Below are 19,805 nucleotides of genomic sequence, written 5' to 3'. Positions count from 1 at the left end.
ACGAGTTTGATTGAAAGAACGAAAAGTAGGAGATCGCTACCGACCCATTGTAACGATTAAAAAGATGAAAAAGGGTAAAGCTACTGTTATTGAAGCGAGTGGGAACACTTATATCTTAAGACACCCTGACCAGTATAGGAGGAAAGCATGAAGCAATTTAAGATTTTAGTAAAAGATGTTCACGGAAATCAAAGATATGTTTATTTTGATGCTTATACGATTCAAGAAGCAGAAACTGAAGCAAAAGCAAAATATCATTCAGTAGTTGCCATTGAAGAAGTAACGCCAAGCATGGATCTATTCGAGGTGTTTTAAAATGGCGAATGATAGGCATCGTGCAGTAGCGAGAGCAAAACATAAAATGGAAGTCTATTATAAACAAGAGAGAATCCGAGAGATAATTGAAGAAGAAAGATACATTTTATCTCTACCGATACCAGAACAGCTTAAATATAGATTAAATAAAGCATTCTGGGAGTTTAAAAATTCCGTAGAAAACGCATTCTCTTTGTTAGATAAATACAATCTAATCATTAGCAAAGAACGACTACAGAAAATATTCGGAGGTGACGAATGAGGGCAAAAGATTATTTATCGCAAGTTGCGTGGATACAACAAGAAATTGATACACTGGCAAAAGAACGGGAATCAATTTTTAATCTAACAGTAAGAAGGCCGATAATCTCAGATATGAAAGTTCAATCAAGTGGCAAGGGGCAAGGAGATGATATATTCGCAACCCTAGCAGACTATGCTGTTAGAATAGCCAACAGATCTGATGATTTAATTAAATTAAAAATAAAGATTAGTGAGCAAATCGAAAAAATAGAAGATCCGACTTGCAGACAACTTTTAAGATACCGATATACGATTGGCTTTACTTGGGAAAAGATTGCCGAGTTTATGGGATACGATCTTAGATGGGTATATCGGTTACATGGCAAGGCTTTGCACGAATTCGAAAAAGCCATTAAAAGCCACCAAGAAAAAATGATATTGTTATAATGAGCAATAGCTCAAAAACAATCCCAGTTGATGCAGTTCGCCTAGAGCGTGTGGAAAACTAACAGACTGGTCGCCGAAATGTGAGTATATAAACAAAGTCTATGTATTGTGTTCTAAAAATATAGACAAAAAGGACTTTCAGCAACTGTGGCGGAATAGGTAGACGCTTAAAAGGGATAAGACATATTACGTGGGCAACCCTTGAACAGTAATGTGTTATGTAAGGTGCAAATCCTTACCAGTTGCATTGCGGATTGTGATTGTTCCGCAGACTCGTAAAACCAAAATACTTCCTTTCTTTTCCGCCCTATGCGACGAGGGCGGAATTTAGTATAATTATATAAAATTAAATAAAGGAGAGATATTTGTGAAAGAAGAAAAGATATATCGTCCAAAAGACTGTTATCCGCCAAAATCATTAGAAGATAAAAAGAATATAGAAAAAAGAATAGGTGACTACTCTCGACCCCACAATGGAGCAAGGATTCTACCTGAGGTCTCTCAAACTGAGCCACCTAAAATACCAACTAAAAAAGAAAAAAGTGAATAATAATGTATAATCCTCTTCAAAATATTTTAATATTGGGTTCTTTTGGAATGGTTTATTACTGGATTTTAAGAGACAAAGGATTATTAATAAACTTTCAACATAAAAACGATGATGAAAGAAAAAGTTTGTCATTAATTTTTGTAACTATTAATATATTTATTTTAAACTCTTTAATGAATTTAACTCAAAGACATTGGAATTTTGAACTTTACTTTATTTCCTCTTTTTTTATAACTTTATTTTTATTAAACTATGCGATTAGCCTAATGAATAAGTATCTAAAAAAAAAGAAAATTAAACATTCAAAACAAAATAAAATTAGTAACTCTTTCATTAATTTATTAAGAAGTGATATTGAGAAAGAAATAGGTAAGTATGATAAATATATTTTAATTTTTTCATTGGAAGGGGAATTTATTGATTCGGGTTATATTCAAGGGTTTGATTTTGATGATGGAAATTTTGATTTTAAGTTAAAAAAATCAGAAGGGGATTATGACCTAGATTATAATTCTTATAAAGAAAAGTATGGTGTAAAAAATGTATATATTTCTTTTACAAGAAATATAAAAGTTGTTTTATTTGATGAGGAAAGAAAAGTTTAATTAAAGCCAAGACACCCAATCTGGTGTCTTTTTATTATGCACTGAAAGGAGTGAGGCCGTGGCTAAATACGAGTATTGGATAACAGAAGAAGGTTTATTAGAGATCGAAGGTTGGGCAAGAGATGGCCTCACGGACAGACAAATATCTCACAATATAGGCGTGAGTGAGCAAACACTTAATAACTGGAAAAAGAAATACCCTTCAATATTTGAGTCCTTAAAAAAGGGTAAAGCCGTAGTAGATAGGCAAGTAGAGAATGCCTTACTTAAAAACGCACTCGGCTATAAATACACCGAGGAAATGGTAACAAACAAAGGCGAGGTTGTAGAAGTTGAAAAGTATGCACCACCTAATACCACCGCACAGATATTTTGGTTGAAGAACCGAAAACCTAAAGAGTGGCGAGACAAACGTGAGACTGAAGTAAGCGGAGGAATGAATGTTAAGACTTCTAACCCGTACGACGAATTAAGTGTCGATGAGTTGAGAAAGTTGGCGGCTAAATATGGTGAGGATTGATGTTCAAGAGGTTCGAAAAGCTCTAGCTCGCAAGAGCTTTTTTGATTACTGTCAACTAACAACTCCTAAGTTTTATAAACCGTCACGGCAATATTTAATCGACTTATGTGATGACATGCAGGAGTTCTTAACAGACGATAATGATATTTTAGTGGTCAACGTTCCACCAAGACATGGTAAATCACTGACATCTACAAAATTCACACAATGGTTACTAGGTTTGGATCACACTAAACGCGTTATGACAGGGTCATATAACGAAACTCTATCAACAAACTTTTCTAAACAGGTGCGTAACGCTATCTCAGAAGTGAAAGCTCAAGAAGATATTATCGTTTATAGCGATATTTTCCCCGGTACTAAGATAAAGTTTGGTGATGGGGCAATGAACATGTGGAGTTTAGAAGGAAGTCCAACCGTAAACTACTTAGCTACTTCGCCTACAGGAACAGCAACCGGATTCGGAGCCGATTTTATTATTATTGATGACCTTATTAAGAGTGCTGAAGAAGCAAACAACGCAAATGTTCTCGAAAAGCATTGGAGTTGGTTCACCGATACAATGTTATCCCGTTTAGAAGAAGGTGGTAAGTTACTTATCATCATGACGAGGTGGCACTCTAAAGACTTAGCAGGTCGTGTATTAACGGATTTAAGTAGAGAATACAAGATCAAGCACATTAATCTTAAAGCGAAACAAGATGACGGCACGATGCTTTGTGAAGAAGTGTTATCAGCTCGAGAATTTAACAGAAAAACAAAATCGATGAGTCCTGAAATAGCCGCAGCAAACTACCAACAAAGCCCAATAGACATCGAAGGAGCTTTATACCGTGGATTTAAAACCTATACCGGCGAGCTACCGGAATTTAAACAGATTCGCTCCTACACAGATACGGCGGATACGGGGGCTGACTTCCTCGCAACTTACATCTATGGCGTTACTTTCGATAATGAGGCTTATATCTTGGACATCTTGTTTACAAAAGACGCAATGGAAATTACAGAACCGGCGTTAGCAGCGAAGTTGTACGAAAACAAAGTGAACGTTGCAAAATTTGAATCAAATAACGGTGGACGTGGCTTTGCAAGAAGCGTCGAACGCATATTAAATAGACAATTTAATAGCAACTACACAGTAATCAACTGGTTCCATCAAACCAAGAATAAAATAGCTAGAATACTGACTCATGCTTCGTGGTGTATGGAGCATATTTATTTTCCTGAAGGGTGGCATAATAAATGGCCAGAACTTTATGAACAACTAATGTCCTTTCAAAAAGAAGGCAAGAACAAACACGACGATGCACCCGACTCATTAACGGGGGTTGCTGAAGACGTGAGTCAATTTATTGTAGACGATAGCGACGTCGAAGAAGAATACGATATTTTAAGAAGAGGTTTCGGCTTCTTGTAAGGAGGTAATTAAATGCAAGATAACGCAACACCATTTATAAATTCTTTTGGGAAGCGAAAAAGACTTAAAAAGCGATTCCACGAAGAGTCGCGTTTAAGGTACCGCGTCAATGATATGAATAGCCTTCTCGATAACAACTATGAATTGCTAATCAAGTACATCAACCATCACCGTGAAATACAGCAACCTCGATTAATCGAATTACAAGACTATGCAAGAGGTGATAACCACACGATTTTAGAGTATAACCGAGTGAAAAATAAAGAAATGGCAGATAATCGCCTCGTTCATAACTTTGGTGATTTAGTAGCGACGTTTATTCAAGGGTATATTGCTGGTAAAGAAATAATTGTCGAATACTATGACGAGGAATTAGAAGAAGAAGAAAACGCGACAATTAATGACTTTCTACATGAAGTAGATCGACAGAACAATACGTATCAGCTTAACCGATCACTGATTAAGACGATTGCAGAAACAGGCAGAGCTTATGATTATGTTTATCAAAATCAAGAAGACAAGATCCGCATTCGTAAGTTTGATGTGAGACAGACTTTTGTTATTTATGACAACACCCACGCTGAACATTCCGTCGCTGCCGTAAGATACTACCCAAAAACGCAATTTACTTCTGAAGATGACAACACTTTAATCGTTGAAGTGTATGGTAATGATAATTACATTTACTTGTTGGAGCTTAAGCAAAACGAACTTTTTGATGAGGACATCGATGAATACGCAGTCAATCAAATCCAAATTACTGAATACCTTGGTAACGAGTTAGGAATTGGAGCCTATGAAACACATCTCAGTAAAATTGATGCTTACGACGCGGCACAATCGGATACAGCAAACTATATGCAGGATATTTCAGATGCCATATTGATGATCAAAGGTCTAATGCACATGCCTCGAAACTCTACACCGGAACAACAAATAGATTGGCTTCAAAAAATGCTGCAATCCCGTCTTATGCACTTGAAACCTCCTACTGACCAAGATAATAAACCGGTGGGAGATGTTGACGCGAAGTTCCTACAGAAGTCTTATGACTCGGGCGGTGCTGAAGCGTTTAAGACGCGTTTGAAAGACGATATTCACGCTGAAACAGGCGTGCCTAATTTAAGCGATGAAAAGTTTGGGGGCGTTCAAACGGGCGAAGCAGTCAGACAGAAAATGTTTGGTTTAGACCAACGTATTATTGACACGATGGCACATTTTGAGAAGTCACTGAAACGCCGATATGAGCTTATAGGCTACTTAGGTGTTGAAAATGGATCGATTCTAAATTTTAACATTGATCATTTAGATATTCGATTCACATTGAATTTACCGAAAGCACTTAAAGAAGCGATAGAAGCCTTCAACGCTTTAGGAGGAGAGATGTCTAACGAAACTATTTTAGAGATTACTAATATCACAGATAATGTCTCTCAAGAATTGGAACGTCTCAAGAAAGAAAAGATTGACGATGAAGGCTTAATACAAAACCTTGCTAAGAAACAAAGAATGACAGACTTGGCGGTGAATAGCGATGCCGAAGATCAAACCGAGTAATCTCCCGGACAACCTTTACTGGCGAGAACGCGTTAACGCAGAAATGATAAATCGCATCAAAGATGAAGAGTCTTTTCGCAAAGAGCTAGACACGCTTTATAGAGGAGCGCAAAAGAATATTGAAACAGAAATTGATGCTTTTCTACACAGATACGCCAGTAAAGAAGGAATTACTAAACAAGAAGCTAAAAAACGTGTATCAGCTATGGATGTAGAAGCCTTTGCTGATAAAGCAAAACGCTACGTAAAAGAGAAAGATTTCAGCCCTGAAGCGAACGCAGAACTTAAGTTATATAACTTGAAAATGCGAATGAACAGGGCTGAACTTTTAGTTTATCACGTTGACTTAGAATTAGTCGCTATGCATGACGGTCAGTATAAGTTGATGAAGAAGTTCATCGAGAATGGATTCGTTGATGAAATCATAAAGCAAAGTGGTATTTTAGGCGAAAGCGTACCTGATCAAGAAACAATCCGACGGATAGGTAAAGCCGTTTTAAATGTAAGGTACGAGGGTGCTACTTGGTCTGAAAATATTTGGCAAAAACAAGACCAACTGCGAATTGATGTAGCAAAGATGATGTCTAACAATTTGATGCGAGGAAAAAGCTCAAGAGACCTCGTACCATTACTAAGAAAAAGGTTTAAAGTGAGTGCTTATGAAGCCCATCGCTTAGCCGTAACTGAACAAGCGAGGGTTCAAACCGAAGGAGCTTTAATCGTTTTTAAAGAGAACGGTTATGAGAAGTTTAACCTAATTCCAGAACCAAGCGCTTGCGATCTTTGTAAAAATGTAGCAGACAACAACCCATTTCTAGTAAGAGATATGATAATCGGACAAAACGCTCCGCCTATTCACCCTCATTGCCACTGTGCAGTAGCGCCCGCCGTTGATGAAGCTGTTTTAGATGAACTGTTTAAAAAATATGAAGCAAACAAAGGAGCGATCTTATGAAAGTAAGAAAAGTTACTGCTGAATACAAGGAACTTAATACATTGAGTAAATTGGTATTTATTGCAAAAGACGTCTTAAGTGGAAAGGCTCTAAAACATAAAGACGGTGAGATTCAAGTGACGTCTTATAAGTTTGTCAAAAAAAGGTAATGACTAAAGAAGGGGCTTTTTAAAGCAACATAAAATGGGTCGAATTGATTTTGATATAGGAGGGAATATGAAAGAACTAATTGAAGAATTAAAAAAGATAACAATCGACGAGGAAAGACTTATCGGTGTATCACTCGATATCGGTTATGACCCAGAGTGGAATGAGACAACTATTGATGTCTCAGTAAAAGTTAAAGGGGAATTCGAACCCAAGGAATGAATTTGAGTTATAGGAGGTTAGCAAATGACTAGACCACGAGTAATAGACATTGAATGTGACGGTTCTGATTGTGATTGCTCGCTTTTAGGAAAAGCACGTATCTGGCTAAAAGCTAGACTATTTGAACTGAAATACTATATTAACCCCATTACTGTTCAATTGATATATAAAAATAAACCGTTCGGTGAGAAACTCAAATACCGAGTTCGAGTTAAAATTGTATTCTAATAACGAGAGAGGTGATTGATGTGTGGCACATAGCAAGTGAATTAGCTAAGAAAATAACCTTTCGAAAGGAGTGAGGGAATGAAAGATAACGAAACGACGAATAACACTTTTCCGACAATAAGCATAATTCAAATCATTTTTGTTATCGCTAAGATTCTAGGTTATATCAATTGGTCTTGGTGGCTGGTCTTTGCACCACTGTTGTTCCAGATAGTTATTGCGTTGGTGTGTTTAATAATATTACTCGGAATCTACATTTACTTAGATAAAAAATAAAATAACCTTTTCAAAAGGAGGAAGTATGAGGAGAGTATTAATAAGGTTATCTAATAATGATTTAGAAGCTATAGCTAATGGTATAGAAATAGAAATTGAGACAAATAATGTTGGGAAGATAGTTCTAACCCCGGCTATAACTCAAGATGTTGCGCTACCAATTATTAATGACCCGGTGAAACTAGTTAACACAACAATCAATAAACAACGTATCAATATTATGGAAAGTGCAAGTTGGTAAGTCCTAGAAATAGGGCTATTTATTTTGTCCAAAACGTGCTTATGACATTAAAAGACGCATGGAAATCCATAGTCAAACAAGACTCAAAAAAGGAGAAATGATTGTGAAGAAGAATCTCAGAGGACTACCTCTCAACTTACAACTATTTGCTGACTCTACTGAACCTACTGATCCAAATGCTAGCAACGATCAAGAAGAGGAAGTAAATAACGATGAAACAAACGTCGATGATGGAGAGAAGAAGTTTAGTCAAGAAGAGCTAAACACTGTTGTTGAAGAACGCTTAAAGCGAGAACGTGAAACGGCTAATAAAAAACAAAAGGAAGCTATCGATAAAGCAGTAAAAGAGGCATTAGCAAAAGAAAAGACTTTAGCTAAAATGTCGGATGCTGAAAAACGCGAACAGGAATTAAAAGATCGTGAAGCAGAAATAGCTGCAAGAGAAGCAGAAGCCGATTATAAAGAACTCTTATCAGACACTAAAAATGTTTTAGCAGATAAGCAGTTCCCTACAGAGCTTGCTGAATTAATCGTCGTTAAAGGCGACGTCGAAGAAACTAACGAACGTATTAATCGCTTTGAAGAAATCATCAAACAACGTGATGCTGAGCGTGATAAAGCTCGTCTTCGTCAAAAGGATCCTCGGGTTGGAGGACAATCATCGTCAAGCAATTTATCGGAAGGTGCAAGAATCGCTAAAGAGCGCAATGAAAAACAACAAAAACCAGTTGTATCTAACTGGGGTTAAATCAACAAGGAGGAAAACAAATGCCATTTATTAAAGATGTTGAATATCAAGGGAAGGTTAACTTCTTAAAATCTGCTCACGTTGTAGCATTTACACATACTGCTACAAAGGCAATGGATAAAGAAGGTAAAGGGGTTATTCCAGCAGGAACCGTCTTCCCAGCTAACGACGGAACGGCTATCGGTATTTTATATAACGATGTCGACGTATCAGCAGGAGATCAACCTTGTTCAGTAATTGTCGAAGGTTATATCTTAAAAGATCGTTTACCTGTAGAGCCAGCTGCTGAAGCAATTGCCGCAATGAAAGAAATTAAATTTTATTAGGAGGAAAGTAAATGCCAGACATTTTAGATATTTTTAACAATCAGAACGTCATTGACTATGTTGCTAACAAGGAATATGACGCTCAAGCAGGGGAAGCTTTATTCCCATCCATGAAACAAGAGTCACTTGAGATGGAGTATTTGAAGGGCTCTAATGAAGCACCAGTAACAGCTTCAGTTCATGCTTTCGATACTGAATCTGAAATTGCTTCTCGTGATGGTGGTCAACTCGTTCGTGAGAAGATTGCGTTTATCAAGCGTAAAATCCAAGTGAACGAAGAATTGCTATTACGTTTAAATAGCATAAAAGAAACGTCTCCTGCTTATAAATCTATTATCGACACGATTTATAACGATATCGATAATATGGTGAGTTCGGTTAAAGTTCGCGTAGAGCGTATGCGGTACGAGGCTTTAGCTACTGGGAAAGTTACGGCTAATGAGAACCACGCTAAATTTGAAGTTAACTATGGTTTCCGTTCTGATCAATTACAAACTGCGGATTGGTCACAAGAGAATGCTGACATTTTAGGAGATATTGATAAATGGATTGATTCTCTAGTTTTGGCAACCGGTATTACTCCAGGGCGTATCTTAACTACTCGTCAAGTTGTTCGAAAAATTGCTAACTCTGTTAACATCAAGAAAGCGATTCTTGGTGACTCAACCAAACGTCTATCTTTAACGGAGATTAATGACTTCATGGTGGCTCACGGTTTACCTGTTTTAGGAACTGAGGACCGCATGTATCGTGAGCAAAAAGCCGACGGAACGTATGCGATGAAGCGTTACTTGCCAGAAGGATCATTCGTATTGTTACCAAACGGGGCTTTAGGAAATACCGTATTCGGGCCTACACCTGAAGAATTACGTTTACGTCAAAACCCTGCTGTAGATTTAACGAATGTTGGGAACGTATTAGCGATGGTTTACGACGAATCAGTCGACCCAGTTGCTACCTATACTAAGGCAGTAGCTACCGCTTTACCTTCATTCCCGACAGCGGGTCAAGTGGTATCTGCTACAGTATTACCTAACTTGCCAGGAGCCTAAGAAAGGAGAATTCAGTGAAAATCAAATTTAATTTACCCTATCATGATGAAAAACTAAAACGCGATGTCAAAAAAGACGAAGTCGTTGAGATGGCTCAAACTCGAGCAGATCAAATCGTAAAAGACATCAAAGCTCAAGCGAAAAAGAACTCTAACTGGAAAGCCTATGAGGAATTTAGTTATGAGAAGATCGTAGAGTCTAAGAAAGAAACTGAACCAAAGCAAGAAGCAACTAAAACAAAGGAGTAGATGAAATATGGGGACTAACTTTTTAGAAGTCTTAAAGCGTCGTTTAGATATTGTTGACGACCTGCAAGATCAAGTCCTCCAAGACATCATCAATGATACTACCCAAGAGTTTTTACTGATAACGGGTGCTAAATTGGTACTGCCTGTTTTTAACTTTATTATTACGGATGTATCGCTTAAGCGTTATAACCGCAGAGGCAATGAGGGGATGAAGAGTACGAGTATTGAAGGGCATTCAACCACATATGAATCTCCCCTTAAAGACTTTGAGCAGTATAAAGCCTATTTACGCATCTATTATCCGGATGTAGGCGAACGACTAAATGTGACACCCGGTGAGGTGACGTTCTATTGAGAACAAACGCAAGAGTAACCTTTTTAAAAGGAGGAGTACCCACTTACGACTTCGAGATAGGTGATTATGTCGAACAAGAGCCGATTAGAGAAACAAAGGCTTGTCATCTCTCAACACTTGGTTTAGACCGAAGTTTTAGTCTTTTTGGAGACTATAAATCGGAAGTTAAGATCATTCGTTTATTACAGCCCTACCGAAAACCTTTTGATTTAGTCGAGATTAACGGGGTTCCCCACAAGTGGGTCCGCAACAGACTAGATCATAAGGTTTTTTATGTAGCGGTGGATTCGGTGAACGAAGATGGGTAAATCTAGAGTAAAACTAAACTGGCGCGGTCATGAACAACTCTTAGGTAAATTTGCAAGAATGGTCACACTTGATGATGCTAAAACCATCGTAAGAGAAAACGGAAAAAGGTTAACAAACAACATCGCAAAAGAAGCCGTCTTCGTTAAAGGCTACTCTACAGGAGAGACTAAGCGCTCTATACCTCTAGGAAGTGGATTGCGTGATGGAGATTTAACAGCTTTTGCAGGACCTACCACTGGGTGGGCAGTTTATCCAGAATATGGAACACGTTTTATGGAAGAACAACCTTATGTTAAACCCGGCTTCGAACAGACCAAATTGCAATTCATTGATGACTTGGAAAGGTTGACTAAATAATGGCAAATAACACACTTGATGATCAAGTACGAAATAAACTAGGAAGTATCGGCAAACAGTTAGGATATAGCGTCTATCCCTCCCTTCCAAGTCTTGGTACCGATTACCCATTCATGACTTTTGGGGAGATAGCCGATTCTCCTCGTGCTACTAAAGGTCCTTTGTTAGGGGCCATTAGCGTGCGGTTACATTTTTGGGGTTCAGAATTACAAAAAAGCGAAGTGTCTTTAATGGCTGACAAAATGCGAGCGATGACTCGTAACGTCCAATTAGAGACGCTTTTTTTAATGTCAAAAATTAATGCGTCGAGGAAAAGGACACTAGCGGACAATTCAACAGGATCCACTCTTTGGCACGTTGTATTAGATCTAGAATTCACTATTCACTATTAAAGGAGAGAAAAAATGGCAAAAACAGAAATAACAGCAATTAGAGGGAAAGATAAATTCTTACTATTCCGTCTATTATCAGATGCTGAAAAAGATATAGCAGCTAAATTAGCATTACAAACGGTCCACGAATGGAAATATGAACGAGACTCAAACTCTAAGCCGTCCAAAGATGGTGCAGTGAATGCGACCGGTGGGCTTACTGTTGAGTTAGAAATCGAGGCAATTGCTTCTAATGACCCTGTCAACAATATGCTATTCGAGTCTGTTTTGATGGACGAGAAATTAGAAGTTTGGGAAGTTAACATGGCTTCATACAAAGAAGACACAGACGATTACGAGATGTTATACGCTCGCGGTAACTTAAACGAATGGTCAGACCCTAATGACGTAGAAGACCTAGCTGAAATTTCTACCACAATGTCTATTGACGGTCGCCCTGTCAAAGGTCGCGCTAAGTTAACAGACGAACAGAAATTAATTATTGAGTCTCTTTACGGATTCCGTAAACCTGGAGAAAAAGTAACCGCAGAAGACGGAGAGATCCCTTCAGCAGGCGCATAACACAATACTTAAGAGCGGGTACTATCCCGCTCTATTTTTTTAAGTTCAATTTAAAGGAGAGAAAACAAAATGGCAAAAAGAACTCAACCAATTAAGATCAACGATACTACCTACTTAATGACTTTCGGATTAGGTTTCTTGGAACGCTTGAATGAGAAATATCGTTTAGAGATGGATAACGGTATGTCAATGGACTTTGGTATTCATCAAGCAATGATCGAGTTGTCTAATAACAACCCGTTAACCATCGCCTATATTATCCAATTCGCAACAGCCGATAATCATAACAAACCTTCGAGAGAAGACATTGAAGATTATATCGACGAACAAACTGAAGATGACAAGTCTGAGGAGAAATTGTTCTCAGATTTTTTAGAATACTTGAAGAAAGCACCTGGGGCGGCACGTATTTTCAAGAAAGCGAAGGAAGCTCAAGCGAAACTCAAGAAAGAGGAGACTCAAGAAGAGAAGTAAGAAATATCTATCGAGAGGCTATCGAACTAGCCGGATCATGTCTAGGTAAAACTCTAGACGAAGCAAGGGCGATGTCTCTTGAAGATTTTAATTTTGAGTTGGGGGCTTTCAACCAACGGAAGAAGAAGTCAGATGAACAAAGACTTTATGAAATATGGATTCAAGAAAGAGTGGTTAACGTCACTGACGATGACGGTAAGTTTAGGTATTCAACCTTTAAAGAACTTCTCGGTGAAGATGAAAAAACTCTTAAGAAACGCCAAGTTTTCTCTGAACTTAAAGAAATTGCACGACGCAAAAAAGAATTAGAAAACTTAAGGAAGGAGGAAACTTAATGGCAGAATCTTATTCTGTTGAAGCCGTCCTGTCGCTAGTAGATAGTGGTTTCACTGCGGGAATCGCCCAAGCTAGCAAACAAGTCAAAACACTCGCAAATGATACGGTTGGTTCAGTAGGAGAAATGGGTAAAACCATGATGAAAACGGGTGCTTATATGTCCGCAGGCATTACCGCACCGTTGGCAGCAATGGGAAAAAGTATTTTTACTACTGGGCAAGAGTTTGATTCAACCTTTAATGCTGTAAAAGCCGTTTCTGAAGAGACGGGAGTCTCTTTTGAAGATTTAAGGAAACAAGCAATCAAACTAGGAGCCGACTCAATCTTCGGAGCGACTGACGTTGCTTCAGCTATGGAGATGATGGGTTCAGCAGGTTTCGGTACAAAAGAGATTTTCGACTCCATGCCAGGGGTTATTGACTTAGCCGCCGCCTCGGGCGGAAATATGGCACTTGCTGCTGAGGTTGCAGCTACAGCTCTTAACCAGTTCAACTTGGACATGACACAGACCGGGCACGTAGCTGACGTGTTTGCTCAAGCTGCTGCTGCCACGAACGCTGAAATCTCAGATATGGGCGAGGCTATGAAATACGCCGGACCAGTAGCAGGGTCTTTAGGTATTTCACTTGAAGAAACAGCCGCAGCGATTGGTATTATGTCTAACGCAGGTATCAAAGGTTCTCAGGCAGGTACAACCTTGAGAGGGGCCTTAACGCGTTTATCTGCCCCAACTAAAAAGGCTCGACTCCTTATGGAAGACTGGGGTTGGTCTGCGTTTGACGCTTCAGGAAAAATGAAACCGTTAAATCAAATCATTCCGGAATTACGCTCGGAAATGGCAGACATGACAGACCAACAGAAACAACAAGCAATAACCACACTATTTGGACAAAACGCTATGTCTGGTATGCTCGCTTTGATTAATAGTGCGCCGGGTGAATTTGATAGCTTAACCCAATCCCTAATTCAATCGGACGGAGCGGCTCAAAAGATGGCAGACACCTTGATGGAAGGTTTGCCGGGAGCTTGGGAAACACTCGGAGGGTCCATTGAATCGGCTCAACTCGAACTTTATGACTTGATTCAAGGTCCTTTGGCTGAAATAGTAACAAGGGTCGCTGATGTTATTGATGCCTTTTCTGAGCTATCAGATGCACAACAGATGCAAATCCTAAAATGGGCAGGAATGGCCGCAGCTGTCGGTCCGGTTTTAACGATCATGGGCGGCTTTGTGTCAATGGCTGCGACGGTAGCCGGTGGAATGATGAGCTTTGCAGGTGCTATAGCTAGTGTTGGTACCGGGTTTATTGGATTAGCAACCTCAAGCATAGGTGCTGTCGGCAGTTTAGGCGTGGTTCAAGGTGTTATGGGAACGTTGGGGACAACGTTTACTGCCTTTTTCAACGGTTTATTTCCTAAACTAGGTACGTTGATGGCGAGCTTCACAAATATTGGTCTTTCCGCTACAGCTGGAACGAGTAGGGCCATAGCAGCATTGGCACAGTTAGGACTTGCTATAGTAGGACCCGTTGCTGCGATCGGTGTTTTTGCCGCAGCCGTCGGTCTTTTAGGAACAGCCTTTTATGACGAAATCATGGGAATGATAAACCTTGCTACAACTCAAGGCCCAACCATTATTAGTAATCTAGCGAACGGAATAATTAGTGCTTTGCCTCAACTAATGGCAACTGGTATAAATATTATTACTGGTTTAGCTAACGCTTTAGCAGCCAATATACCAACTATTATTCAAAAAGGTGTAGAAATCATTGTAGCGCTCGTTCAAGGAGTGCAAGCAGGCTTACCTCAAATTATCAGTGCAGCAATTAACGTTGTTACTTCTCTTGTAACCTCTTTAATATCTGCTGTACCTCAATTAATGGTAGCAGGTATGCAGTTTGTTTTGGCTTTAGTACAAGGGTTGATTCAGGCAGGCCCTCAACTGTTAGCGTCAGCACAACAGATGGTGTCCACTTTTCAAAATGGCTTGAATATAGCTTTACCTGTCGTTATTCAAACGGGTATTCAAATTATCTTATCTCTTATTCAAGGGATAACTTCTTCACTGCCAAACATACTAACTCTTGGGGTTCAATTAATTACTAGTTTCGTTCAGGCTTTAATGTCAAACCTACCTCAAGTAATTGCTGGGGGAGTTCAGATTGTATCTGCTTTAATTCAAGCAATAGCCGCCGCCATTCCTAATATCATTTCATCAGCGGGAGAGATTATAAGCTCTCTTGTAAGAGGAATTATTTCAAACTTGCCAGAAATTATGATTGCTGGGGCTAAGATTGTATTTGAGCTAATTAAAGGGTTGATATCAGCTATACCAGCTATTAATAGCGCAGTTATCGACCTTATGGCCTCAATCGGAAAAGCGATTTTCGATGGAATCATGGATCTTGGAGGGAAAATAGGCGACTGGTGGGGTAATAATATGCCGAAGTGGCTCGGAGGAGGAGCAAAAGAAGCCTCTAACGCGGTCACTACTGAATTTAAAGGGATGGCAGATGAGTCAACTTCAATAATGGATTCGATGTCCGCTTCGCTTGAATCTTCTATGCAAGAGATTACCGCGGGTATGCAATCTAATGCAGCTCAAGCGGCTAACTCTGTGCCAGGCGAATTTCAAGCAATGGAATTTAATGTCGAGGAAATCTTTAACAATTTAGATACAAATATCATTTCATCGATGCAAAACATTAAGGGTGGAACGGTTGCAGCAGCTAATACAACCACCCAAGGGGTGACAACAGCCTTTCAACCTATAGGAACACAGGGTGTAATACCCTATAACCAAATGGTTGCTAATATCCAAGGATCAATGCAAGGCCTTTCAACTACCGTTCCGGGAATGGCTCTAACAACGGCAAATGGAGTTGTACAAAGTTCTCAACAGGTTGCTTTAGCTGGACAAAACTTTCATCAATTTGGCAATGATGCGACTACTGCTATGTCAAACATGGCTTTACAAGTTCCTAACCTTGCTATGCAAGCATCAACTGGTGTTATAGATAGTGCTAACGCACTTAATTTAGCGGCTAACCCGTTTGAGGACTTTAAGAATGGTGCAACCAATGCTATGAGCCTTATGGCTACGACTGTACCTGGTCTTGCTTCTCAAGCAACGTCGGCGGTTCAAGCAAATACCTCTCAAGTAGGAACGTTTGCAGACTTCTATAGTCAATTAAGTTCTGGGGCACAAGCTTATTTAGGTGAATATGATGCTGTGGTTAATTTAATGACAGCAGAAACAGCAAACAAGGCCTTTGCTAATACAGGCGAGGTTATGTCTATGGTGGATTGGTATAACCAATTACCTTCTTGGACACAGGCCTCATTAGCTGAATACGGTGTGACTGTTGATTCGTTAACAGCGCAAACGGCACAAACGGCGGTTGCTAACTCGCAGCAAGTAGAAAACGCTGTAACACCTTATCAAAACTTTGCAAATGGGGCTACTTCTGCCATGCAAGGTCTTACCCCTGCAAGTGACGCAGCAGGGCAAACAGCTACTGACGTAAACGCTAGGTCGCAAGAAGTAGAGAATGCTAAAGCTCATTACGAAGCTTTGCGTGACGCTTCTATTAGTGCTATGAACCTTATGAAAGCCCAAATTAAAATTGCCTACACATTGATTGCCCAAGATGCTAATAGCTCTTCAAGAACAATGAAATCTGATGTTACTAGCAATTTTGAATCAATGAGTTCTGATGTAAAATCGAAGATGAACTCAATGAAGAGTGCTATGCAGAATGGCTTTAACGCTATGAAAGCAAATGCTAGCTCTATGATGAGTTCAATGCAATCGGTGGTTTCAAGTGGAATGTCTAATGTCGTTTCAAGGGTCCGAAGCTCAATGTCAAGTGCAGTATCAGCTATGAATGCGGCGGCAGGTCAAGCACGATCTGCGGGTTATAACATGGGGGCAGGTTTCTATGGCGGGCTATCTTCTATGGCAGGATCGATCATAGGGTTAGCCCGATCGATTGCAAACTCAGCGGCCGCTGCGATGCGATCAGCTCTTAGAATTCATTCTCCTTCAAAGGTAACTGAAGAGATTGGTGAATTTACTGGCGAAGGTCAAATCGTTGGTATGGAGAATAAGCTCAAAGCTGTTAAACAGATGGCTACTAAGTTAGCTAACGCAGCCGTTATGGAAGCACCTCGTGTAGCCAAAGTAGCACAAACAGCTATTTCAAATCGTCGCTTCGCAGACGTCGATTCGAGTGGCTTGACTACAAACACCGCCCCAACTCGTATTACTTTAGTTATGGGTGGGCATGAATGGACAACGCACGTAAATGATATTACTAAAACACAACAAGCTGAATTAAGATTAAGTTATTAGGAGGGGATTTTATGTTGTATCAATTTATTGGACCATCTGAAGTGGGATCACTCGAATCCCCTTCAGATAACCTAGCTATTAATGGCCAATACATAGATGATATTATTCCGGGTTACCGTCAAATCTATACGGAAGGTAGGGGCTTAGTTGACCGAGAAGTCGATACGCAACCAATCCCGTTGTATGACGGAGTGTGGGTGAATTATTATCAAGACCGAGAAAGAATCATCGAGATAGGTTTTATATTAGCTGCACATAGCAATGAAGAGTTGAGAGAGTCACTCACTAAATTGAATGATTTACTCAGACAAGAAGATCTCACTTTAATTTTTGATGATGAAAAAGATTGGTACTACAATGCTATTTACACTAAAGCCTCTCTTCCTGAAGAAACAGACCTTACACTAGTAGGGTCTATTTTCTTTCTGTGTCCTAAACCTAGAAAACGAAGGGTTACTATTTCAGAAAACACTAATACTATCACCGAAGAAGTATATAAACAGACTACACCAAAAACAATAATTGCTAACGTGACAAAAACAACTAACCACGTTGAAATTATTAATGGCGGTCAACGAATCGTGTTAGATGGAGCGTATGATGCCGGTAAAGATATAACGATAGACTTTAGCGGCGATGAAGTTTCTATCACTTACGAGGGACGATCAATCGAATCTGATTTAGCGCTTCATTCTGATTTGGAGTTTTTCTATATCAAGAAGGGGGACATCATAACAGGTAAAGGTGTAACAATAACAAAAGTGACTTGGAGGAATGAAGCCTTATGATCTATCTATTTAATAATCAAGAGGAATTAATCAAAATCATTCCCGACAAGCTCATAAAGACAAGCTATCAAACTTTTGAGTTGACAAAAGACTCATTTGTTTATGATCGTTTAGACGTTGAAATAAAAGCTCAAGACGACCAATTAATGCAAGAAGTGGAGTATATAGCGGTGCCTAGTAGAGAGGACCGCTATAAATTTCATTTCTATTTTGTTGCTAAGAAGTCTTTAGAACATCAACTACACGCTCTTGTCGGAATTAATAAGGGGATTGAAGACCTTAGTAAAGCGATTATCGAAGATATTCGACCTAACAAGACCGACGGAAGACAACTACTTAACCGAATATTTGAGAAGACGGATTGGTCTGTTGGGGCATATATGGGCAATGCTACAGTAACCACCAATTTTTATTATAAAACGGTGTTTGATTGTATGTTAGAGGTTTTGGCACAAACAGGACTGGAAGCTCAATTCTTTGTCGAAATTAATGGAAACAGGTTAGGTAAAAAGTATATTGATTTCAAGACTAAAGTCGGTAAATCAATAGGTAAGCGTGTGGTTTATGGACATAACGCATTACGTATTTTAAAAGAAGAAGAATCTATCGGTATAGTGACTGCACTGTACGGGCGTGGGAATTCAATTCAAGTATCCGATTCAGGTGATGTAGGAGTTGACGGAACGGTCAATGAGACAGCTGGTTATGGAAGACGAATTACTTTTGAAGATGTTGAATGGTCAGTATCAAAAGGGGATCCAGTAGACAAACCGTTAGGTCAAAAATGGGTTCAACTTCCCGAAGCGACCAGTAAGTTCGGTATTAAAACCGCCAAAGAGAATATACCTAAGTTTGGGGTATTTGAATCGAAAACAGATGACCCGGGAGAGCTACTAAGAAGAACTTTTGAGGCTTTGCAATATGAGTCTAGACCAAAAGTTCTTTTTCAAACGACATCTAGGTATTTAACAAATACAGACATTGGTGATACCGTTCGAGTAGTAAGACACGACAAGAACTTAGATTATGAAGCTCGAGTAGTCATGATTAAGTGGGATCGTAAAGTGAACGTTGCCGTGGATATGCAAATAGGGGATGGAATCGGTGAGAGCACTCGACAATCAACGGCTAAGATCATTTCAAATGTTCAAGATTCAATTATTCCGCAATTTATTAATGACATTAAACAGATTGTGAAAGATAATGGGCTATCGATTTATCTAGACGATCAAGAACCAGAAAATCCGAGAGTAAACGACCTTTGGTTTAAACCAGATCCGCGTTATCCGGGTGAATTCATCGCGCTTCTGTGGAATGGTGAGGCATGGAAAGAAATTATCAGCAACAATCTAAAAGCTGAAATTGACAACAAATTCCAACAACTCGACCAACAATCTAAAAAATTCAATGATCAATTACAAAAAGCTAAGCAAGATTTGATTAATATCGAATTGACTCCGGGCGATTCAGCTTATGAAATAGCTGTCAAACATGGCTTTCAAGGAAGTGAGGAAGAATGGTTAGAATCTCTTGAAGGTCGCGATGGTGTAAAAGGACCACCTGGAAAAAATGGGCAACCAACATACACTTGGATAAAATACGCTGATACCCCTACATCTGGAATGTCCGACTATCCTAAAGCGAGCACTCAGTATATCGGTATTGCCGAAAACAAAGAAACACCCACTCAATCATCAAACTACAGTGACTATAAGTGGTCAAAAATAAAAGGTGAAGATGGCCAGAAAGGGTCTGATGGGCAAGATGGAGCGCCGGGGAAAG

General features: G+C 39.3%; 29 protein-coding genes. All 29 read left to right on the top strand.

Going from position 1 to position 19,805, the window contains the following annotated elements; genetic code table 11:
- Positions 1-10: 10 nt before the first annotated feature.
- Complete coding sequence (locus ACQV2T_RS04225) at positions 11-151, top strand: hypothetical protein (RefSeq protein WP_428884881.1); 141 nt, start codon at positions 11-13, stop codon at positions 149-151.
- A complete protein-coding gene (locus ACQV2T_RS04220; protein WP_428872871.1) occupies positions 148-315 on the top strand; it encodes a hypothetical protein in 168 nt (55 codons plus the stop codon). Before ACQV2T_RS04225 ends, ACQV2T_RS04220 begins: the two co-directional genes overlap by 4 nt.
- Position 316: 1 nt before the next feature.
- Entirely contained in the window at positions 317-577 is a 261-nt protein-coding gene (locus tag ACQV2T_RS04215; RefSeq protein WP_428893273.1) for a hypothetical protein, read from the top strand.
- Positions 574-1,005 carry a DUF1492 domain-containing protein gene (locus tag ACQV2T_RS04210; protein WP_428893272.1) on the top strand — a complete coding sequence of 144 codons (432 nt, stop codon included), beginning with the start codon at positions 574-576 and terminating at the stop codon, positions 1,003-1,005. The genes ACQV2T_RS04215 and ACQV2T_RS04210 overlap by 4 nt, the downstream gene beginning before the upstream one ends.
- 367 nt (positions 1,006-1,372) lie before the next feature.
- Positions 1,373-1,555 (top strand): hypothetical protein, encoded by a 183-nt coding sequence (locus ACQV2T_RS04205; RefSeq protein ID WP_428893271.1) that lies wholly within the window; start codon positions 1,373-1,375, stop codon positions 1,553-1,555.
- 2 nt (positions 1,556-1,557) lie between these two features.
- Positions 1,558-2,160, top strand: a complete 603-nt coding sequence (locus ACQV2T_RS04200; RefSeq protein WP_428893270.1) for a hypothetical protein — start codon at positions 1,558-1,560, stop codon at positions 2,158-2,160.
- A 58-nt stretch (positions 2,161-2,218) separates the two neighbouring features.
- Positions 2,219-2,680, top strand: coding sequence for a helix-turn-helix domain-containing protein (locus ACQV2T_RS04195; protein ID WP_428872876.1), 462 nt, complete (start codon positions 2,219-2,221; stop codon positions 2,678-2,680).
- Positions 2,667-4,097 carry a phage terminase large subunit gene (gene terL / locus ACQV2T_RS04190; RefSeq protein WP_428893269.1) on the top strand — a complete coding sequence of 477 codons (1,431 nt, stop codon included), beginning with the start codon at positions 2,667-2,669 and terminating at the stop codon, positions 4,095-4,097. Before ACQV2T_RS04195 ends, terL begins: the two co-directional genes overlap by 14 nt.
- Before the next feature lie 12 nt (positions 4,098-4,109).
- Positions 4,110-5,654, top strand: a complete 1,545-nt coding sequence (locus ACQV2T_RS04185; RefSeq protein WP_428892518.1) for a phage portal protein — start codon at positions 4,110-4,112, stop codon at positions 5,652-5,654.
- On the top strand, positions 5,632-6,609 hold the full coding sequence (locus tag ACQV2T_RS04180; protein WP_428893268.1) for a minor capsid protein: 978 nt from the start codon (positions 5,632-5,634) through the stop codon (positions 6,607-6,609). The genes ACQV2T_RS04185 and ACQV2T_RS04180 overlap by 23 nt, the downstream gene beginning before the upstream one ends.
- The gene (locus ACQV2T_RS04175; protein ID WP_428893267.1) at positions 6,606-6,758 is read left to right on the top strand and encodes a hypothetical protein; all 153 of its coding nucleotides are present in this window, start codon (positions 6,606-6,608) and stop codon (positions 6,756-6,758) included. Before ACQV2T_RS04180 ends, ACQV2T_RS04175 begins: the two co-directional genes overlap by 4 nt.
- Positions 6,759-6,825: 67 nt before the next feature.
- Positions 6,826-6,978, top strand: a complete 153-nt coding sequence (locus ACQV2T_RS04170) for a hypothetical protein (RefSeq protein WP_428892516.1) — start codon at positions 6,826-6,828, stop codon at positions 6,976-6,978.
- A 24-nt stretch (positions 6,979-7,002) separates the two neighbouring features.
- A complete protein-coding gene (locus ACQV2T_RS04165) occupies positions 7,003-7,206 on the top strand; it encodes a hypothetical protein (protein ID WP_428893266.1) in 204 nt (67 codons plus the stop codon).
- A 78-nt stretch (positions 7,207-7,284) separates the two neighbouring features.
- Positions 7,285-7,482 carry a hypothetical protein gene (locus tag ACQV2T_RS04160; protein ID WP_428872883.1) on the top strand — a complete coding sequence of 66 codons (198 nt, stop codon included), beginning with the start codon at positions 7,285-7,287 and terminating at the stop codon, positions 7,480-7,482.
- Positions 7,483-7,507: 25 nt separating this feature from the next.
- Complete coding sequence (locus ACQV2T_RS04155; RefSeq protein WP_428893265.1) at positions 7,508-7,723, top strand: hypothetical protein; 216 nt, start codon at positions 7,508-7,510, stop codon at positions 7,721-7,723.
- A gap of 103 nt (positions 7,724-7,826) precedes the next feature.
- Positions 7,827-8,471: a capsid assembly scaffolding protein Gp46 family protein gene (locus ACQV2T_RS04150; protein ID WP_428893264.1), complete on the top strand. Its 645-nt coding sequence runs from the start codon at positions 7,827-7,829 to the stop codon at positions 8,469-8,471.
- 20 nt (positions 8,472-8,491) lie between these two features.
- Complete coding sequence (locus ACQV2T_RS04145; protein WP_428872886.1) at positions 8,492-8,797, top strand: hypothetical protein; 306 nt, start codon at positions 8,492-8,494, stop codon at positions 8,795-8,797.
- Positions 8,798-8,808: 11 nt separating this feature from the next.
- Positions 8,809-9,849, top strand: coding sequence for a major capsid protein (locus tag ACQV2T_RS04140; RefSeq protein WP_428893263.1), 1,041 nt, complete (start codon positions 8,809-8,811; stop codon positions 9,847-9,849).
- 14 nt (positions 9,850-9,863) lie between these two features.
- A complete protein-coding gene (locus ACQV2T_RS04135) occupies positions 9,864-10,097 on the top strand; it encodes a hypothetical protein (protein WP_428872889.1) in 234 nt (77 codons plus the stop codon).
- 7 nt (positions 10,098-10,104) lie between these two features.
- On the top strand, positions 10,105-10,452 hold the full coding sequence (locus tag ACQV2T_RS04130) for a phage head-tail connector protein (protein ID WP_428893262.1): 348 nt from the start codon (positions 10,105-10,107) through the stop codon (positions 10,450-10,452).
- On the top strand, positions 10,449-10,760 hold the full coding sequence (locus ACQV2T_RS04125) for a hypothetical protein (RefSeq protein WP_428893261.1): 312 nt from the start codon (positions 10,449-10,451) through the stop codon (positions 10,758-10,760). Before ACQV2T_RS04130 ends, ACQV2T_RS04125 begins: the two co-directional genes overlap by 4 nt.
- The gene (locus ACQV2T_RS04120; RefSeq protein WP_428892509.1) at positions 10,753-11,118 is read left to right on the top strand and encodes an HK97-gp10 family putative phage morphogenesis protein; all 366 of its coding nucleotides are present in this window, start codon (positions 10,753-10,755) and stop codon (positions 11,116-11,118) included. The genes ACQV2T_RS04125 and ACQV2T_RS04120 overlap by 8 nt, the downstream gene beginning before the upstream one ends.
- Positions 11,118-11,510, top strand: a complete 393-nt coding sequence (locus ACQV2T_RS04115) for a hypothetical protein (RefSeq protein ID WP_428872896.1) — start codon at positions 11,118-11,120, stop codon at positions 11,508-11,510. The genes ACQV2T_RS04120 and ACQV2T_RS04115 overlap by 1 nt, the downstream gene beginning before the upstream one ends.
- Positions 11,511-11,522: 12 nt before the next feature.
- On the top strand, positions 11,523-12,071 hold the full coding sequence (locus tag ACQV2T_RS04110) for a phage major tail protein, TP901-1 family (RefSeq protein WP_428893260.1): 549 nt from the start codon (positions 11,523-11,525) through the stop codon (positions 12,069-12,071).
- Positions 12,072-12,140: 69 nt separating this feature from the next.
- Positions 12,141-12,545, top strand: coding sequence for a tail assembly chaperone (locus ACQV2T_RS04105; RefSeq protein WP_428875953.1), 405 nt, complete (start codon positions 12,141-12,143; stop codon positions 12,543-12,545).
- Between the two features lie 71 nt (positions 12,546-12,616).
- Positions 12,617-12,880 carry a hypothetical protein gene (locus ACQV2T_RS04100; protein WP_428872900.1) on the top strand — a complete coding sequence of 88 codons (264 nt, stop codon included), beginning with the start codon at positions 12,617-12,619 and terminating at the stop codon, positions 12,878-12,880.
- Entirely contained in the window at positions 12,880-17,235 is a 4,356-nt protein-coding gene (locus tag ACQV2T_RS04095; RefSeq protein WP_428893259.1) for a phage tail tape measure protein, read from the top strand. Before ACQV2T_RS04100 ends, ACQV2T_RS04095 begins: the two co-directional genes overlap by 1 nt.
- 11 nt (positions 17,236-17,246) lie before the next feature.
- Positions 17,247-18,023 (top strand): distal tail protein Dit, encoded by a 777-nt coding sequence (locus ACQV2T_RS04090; RefSeq protein ID WP_428893258.1) that lies wholly within the window; start codon positions 17,247-17,249, stop codon positions 18,021-18,023.
- The coding region (locus tag ACQV2T_RS04085) for a phage tail spike protein (protein ID WP_428893257.1) at positions 18,020-19,805 on the top strand (1,786 nt) is incomplete at its 3' end. The genes ACQV2T_RS04090 and ACQV2T_RS04085, both read left to right, overlap by 4 nt.

This window comes from Facklamia sp. P13069, assembly GCF_050409405.1.
GTDB lineage: Bacteria > Bacillota > Bacilli > Lactobacillales > Aerococcaceae > Facklamia.
The sequence above is the reverse complement of the archived record's forward strand: the minus strand, read 5'-3'. Positions and strand labels throughout refer to the sequence as shown.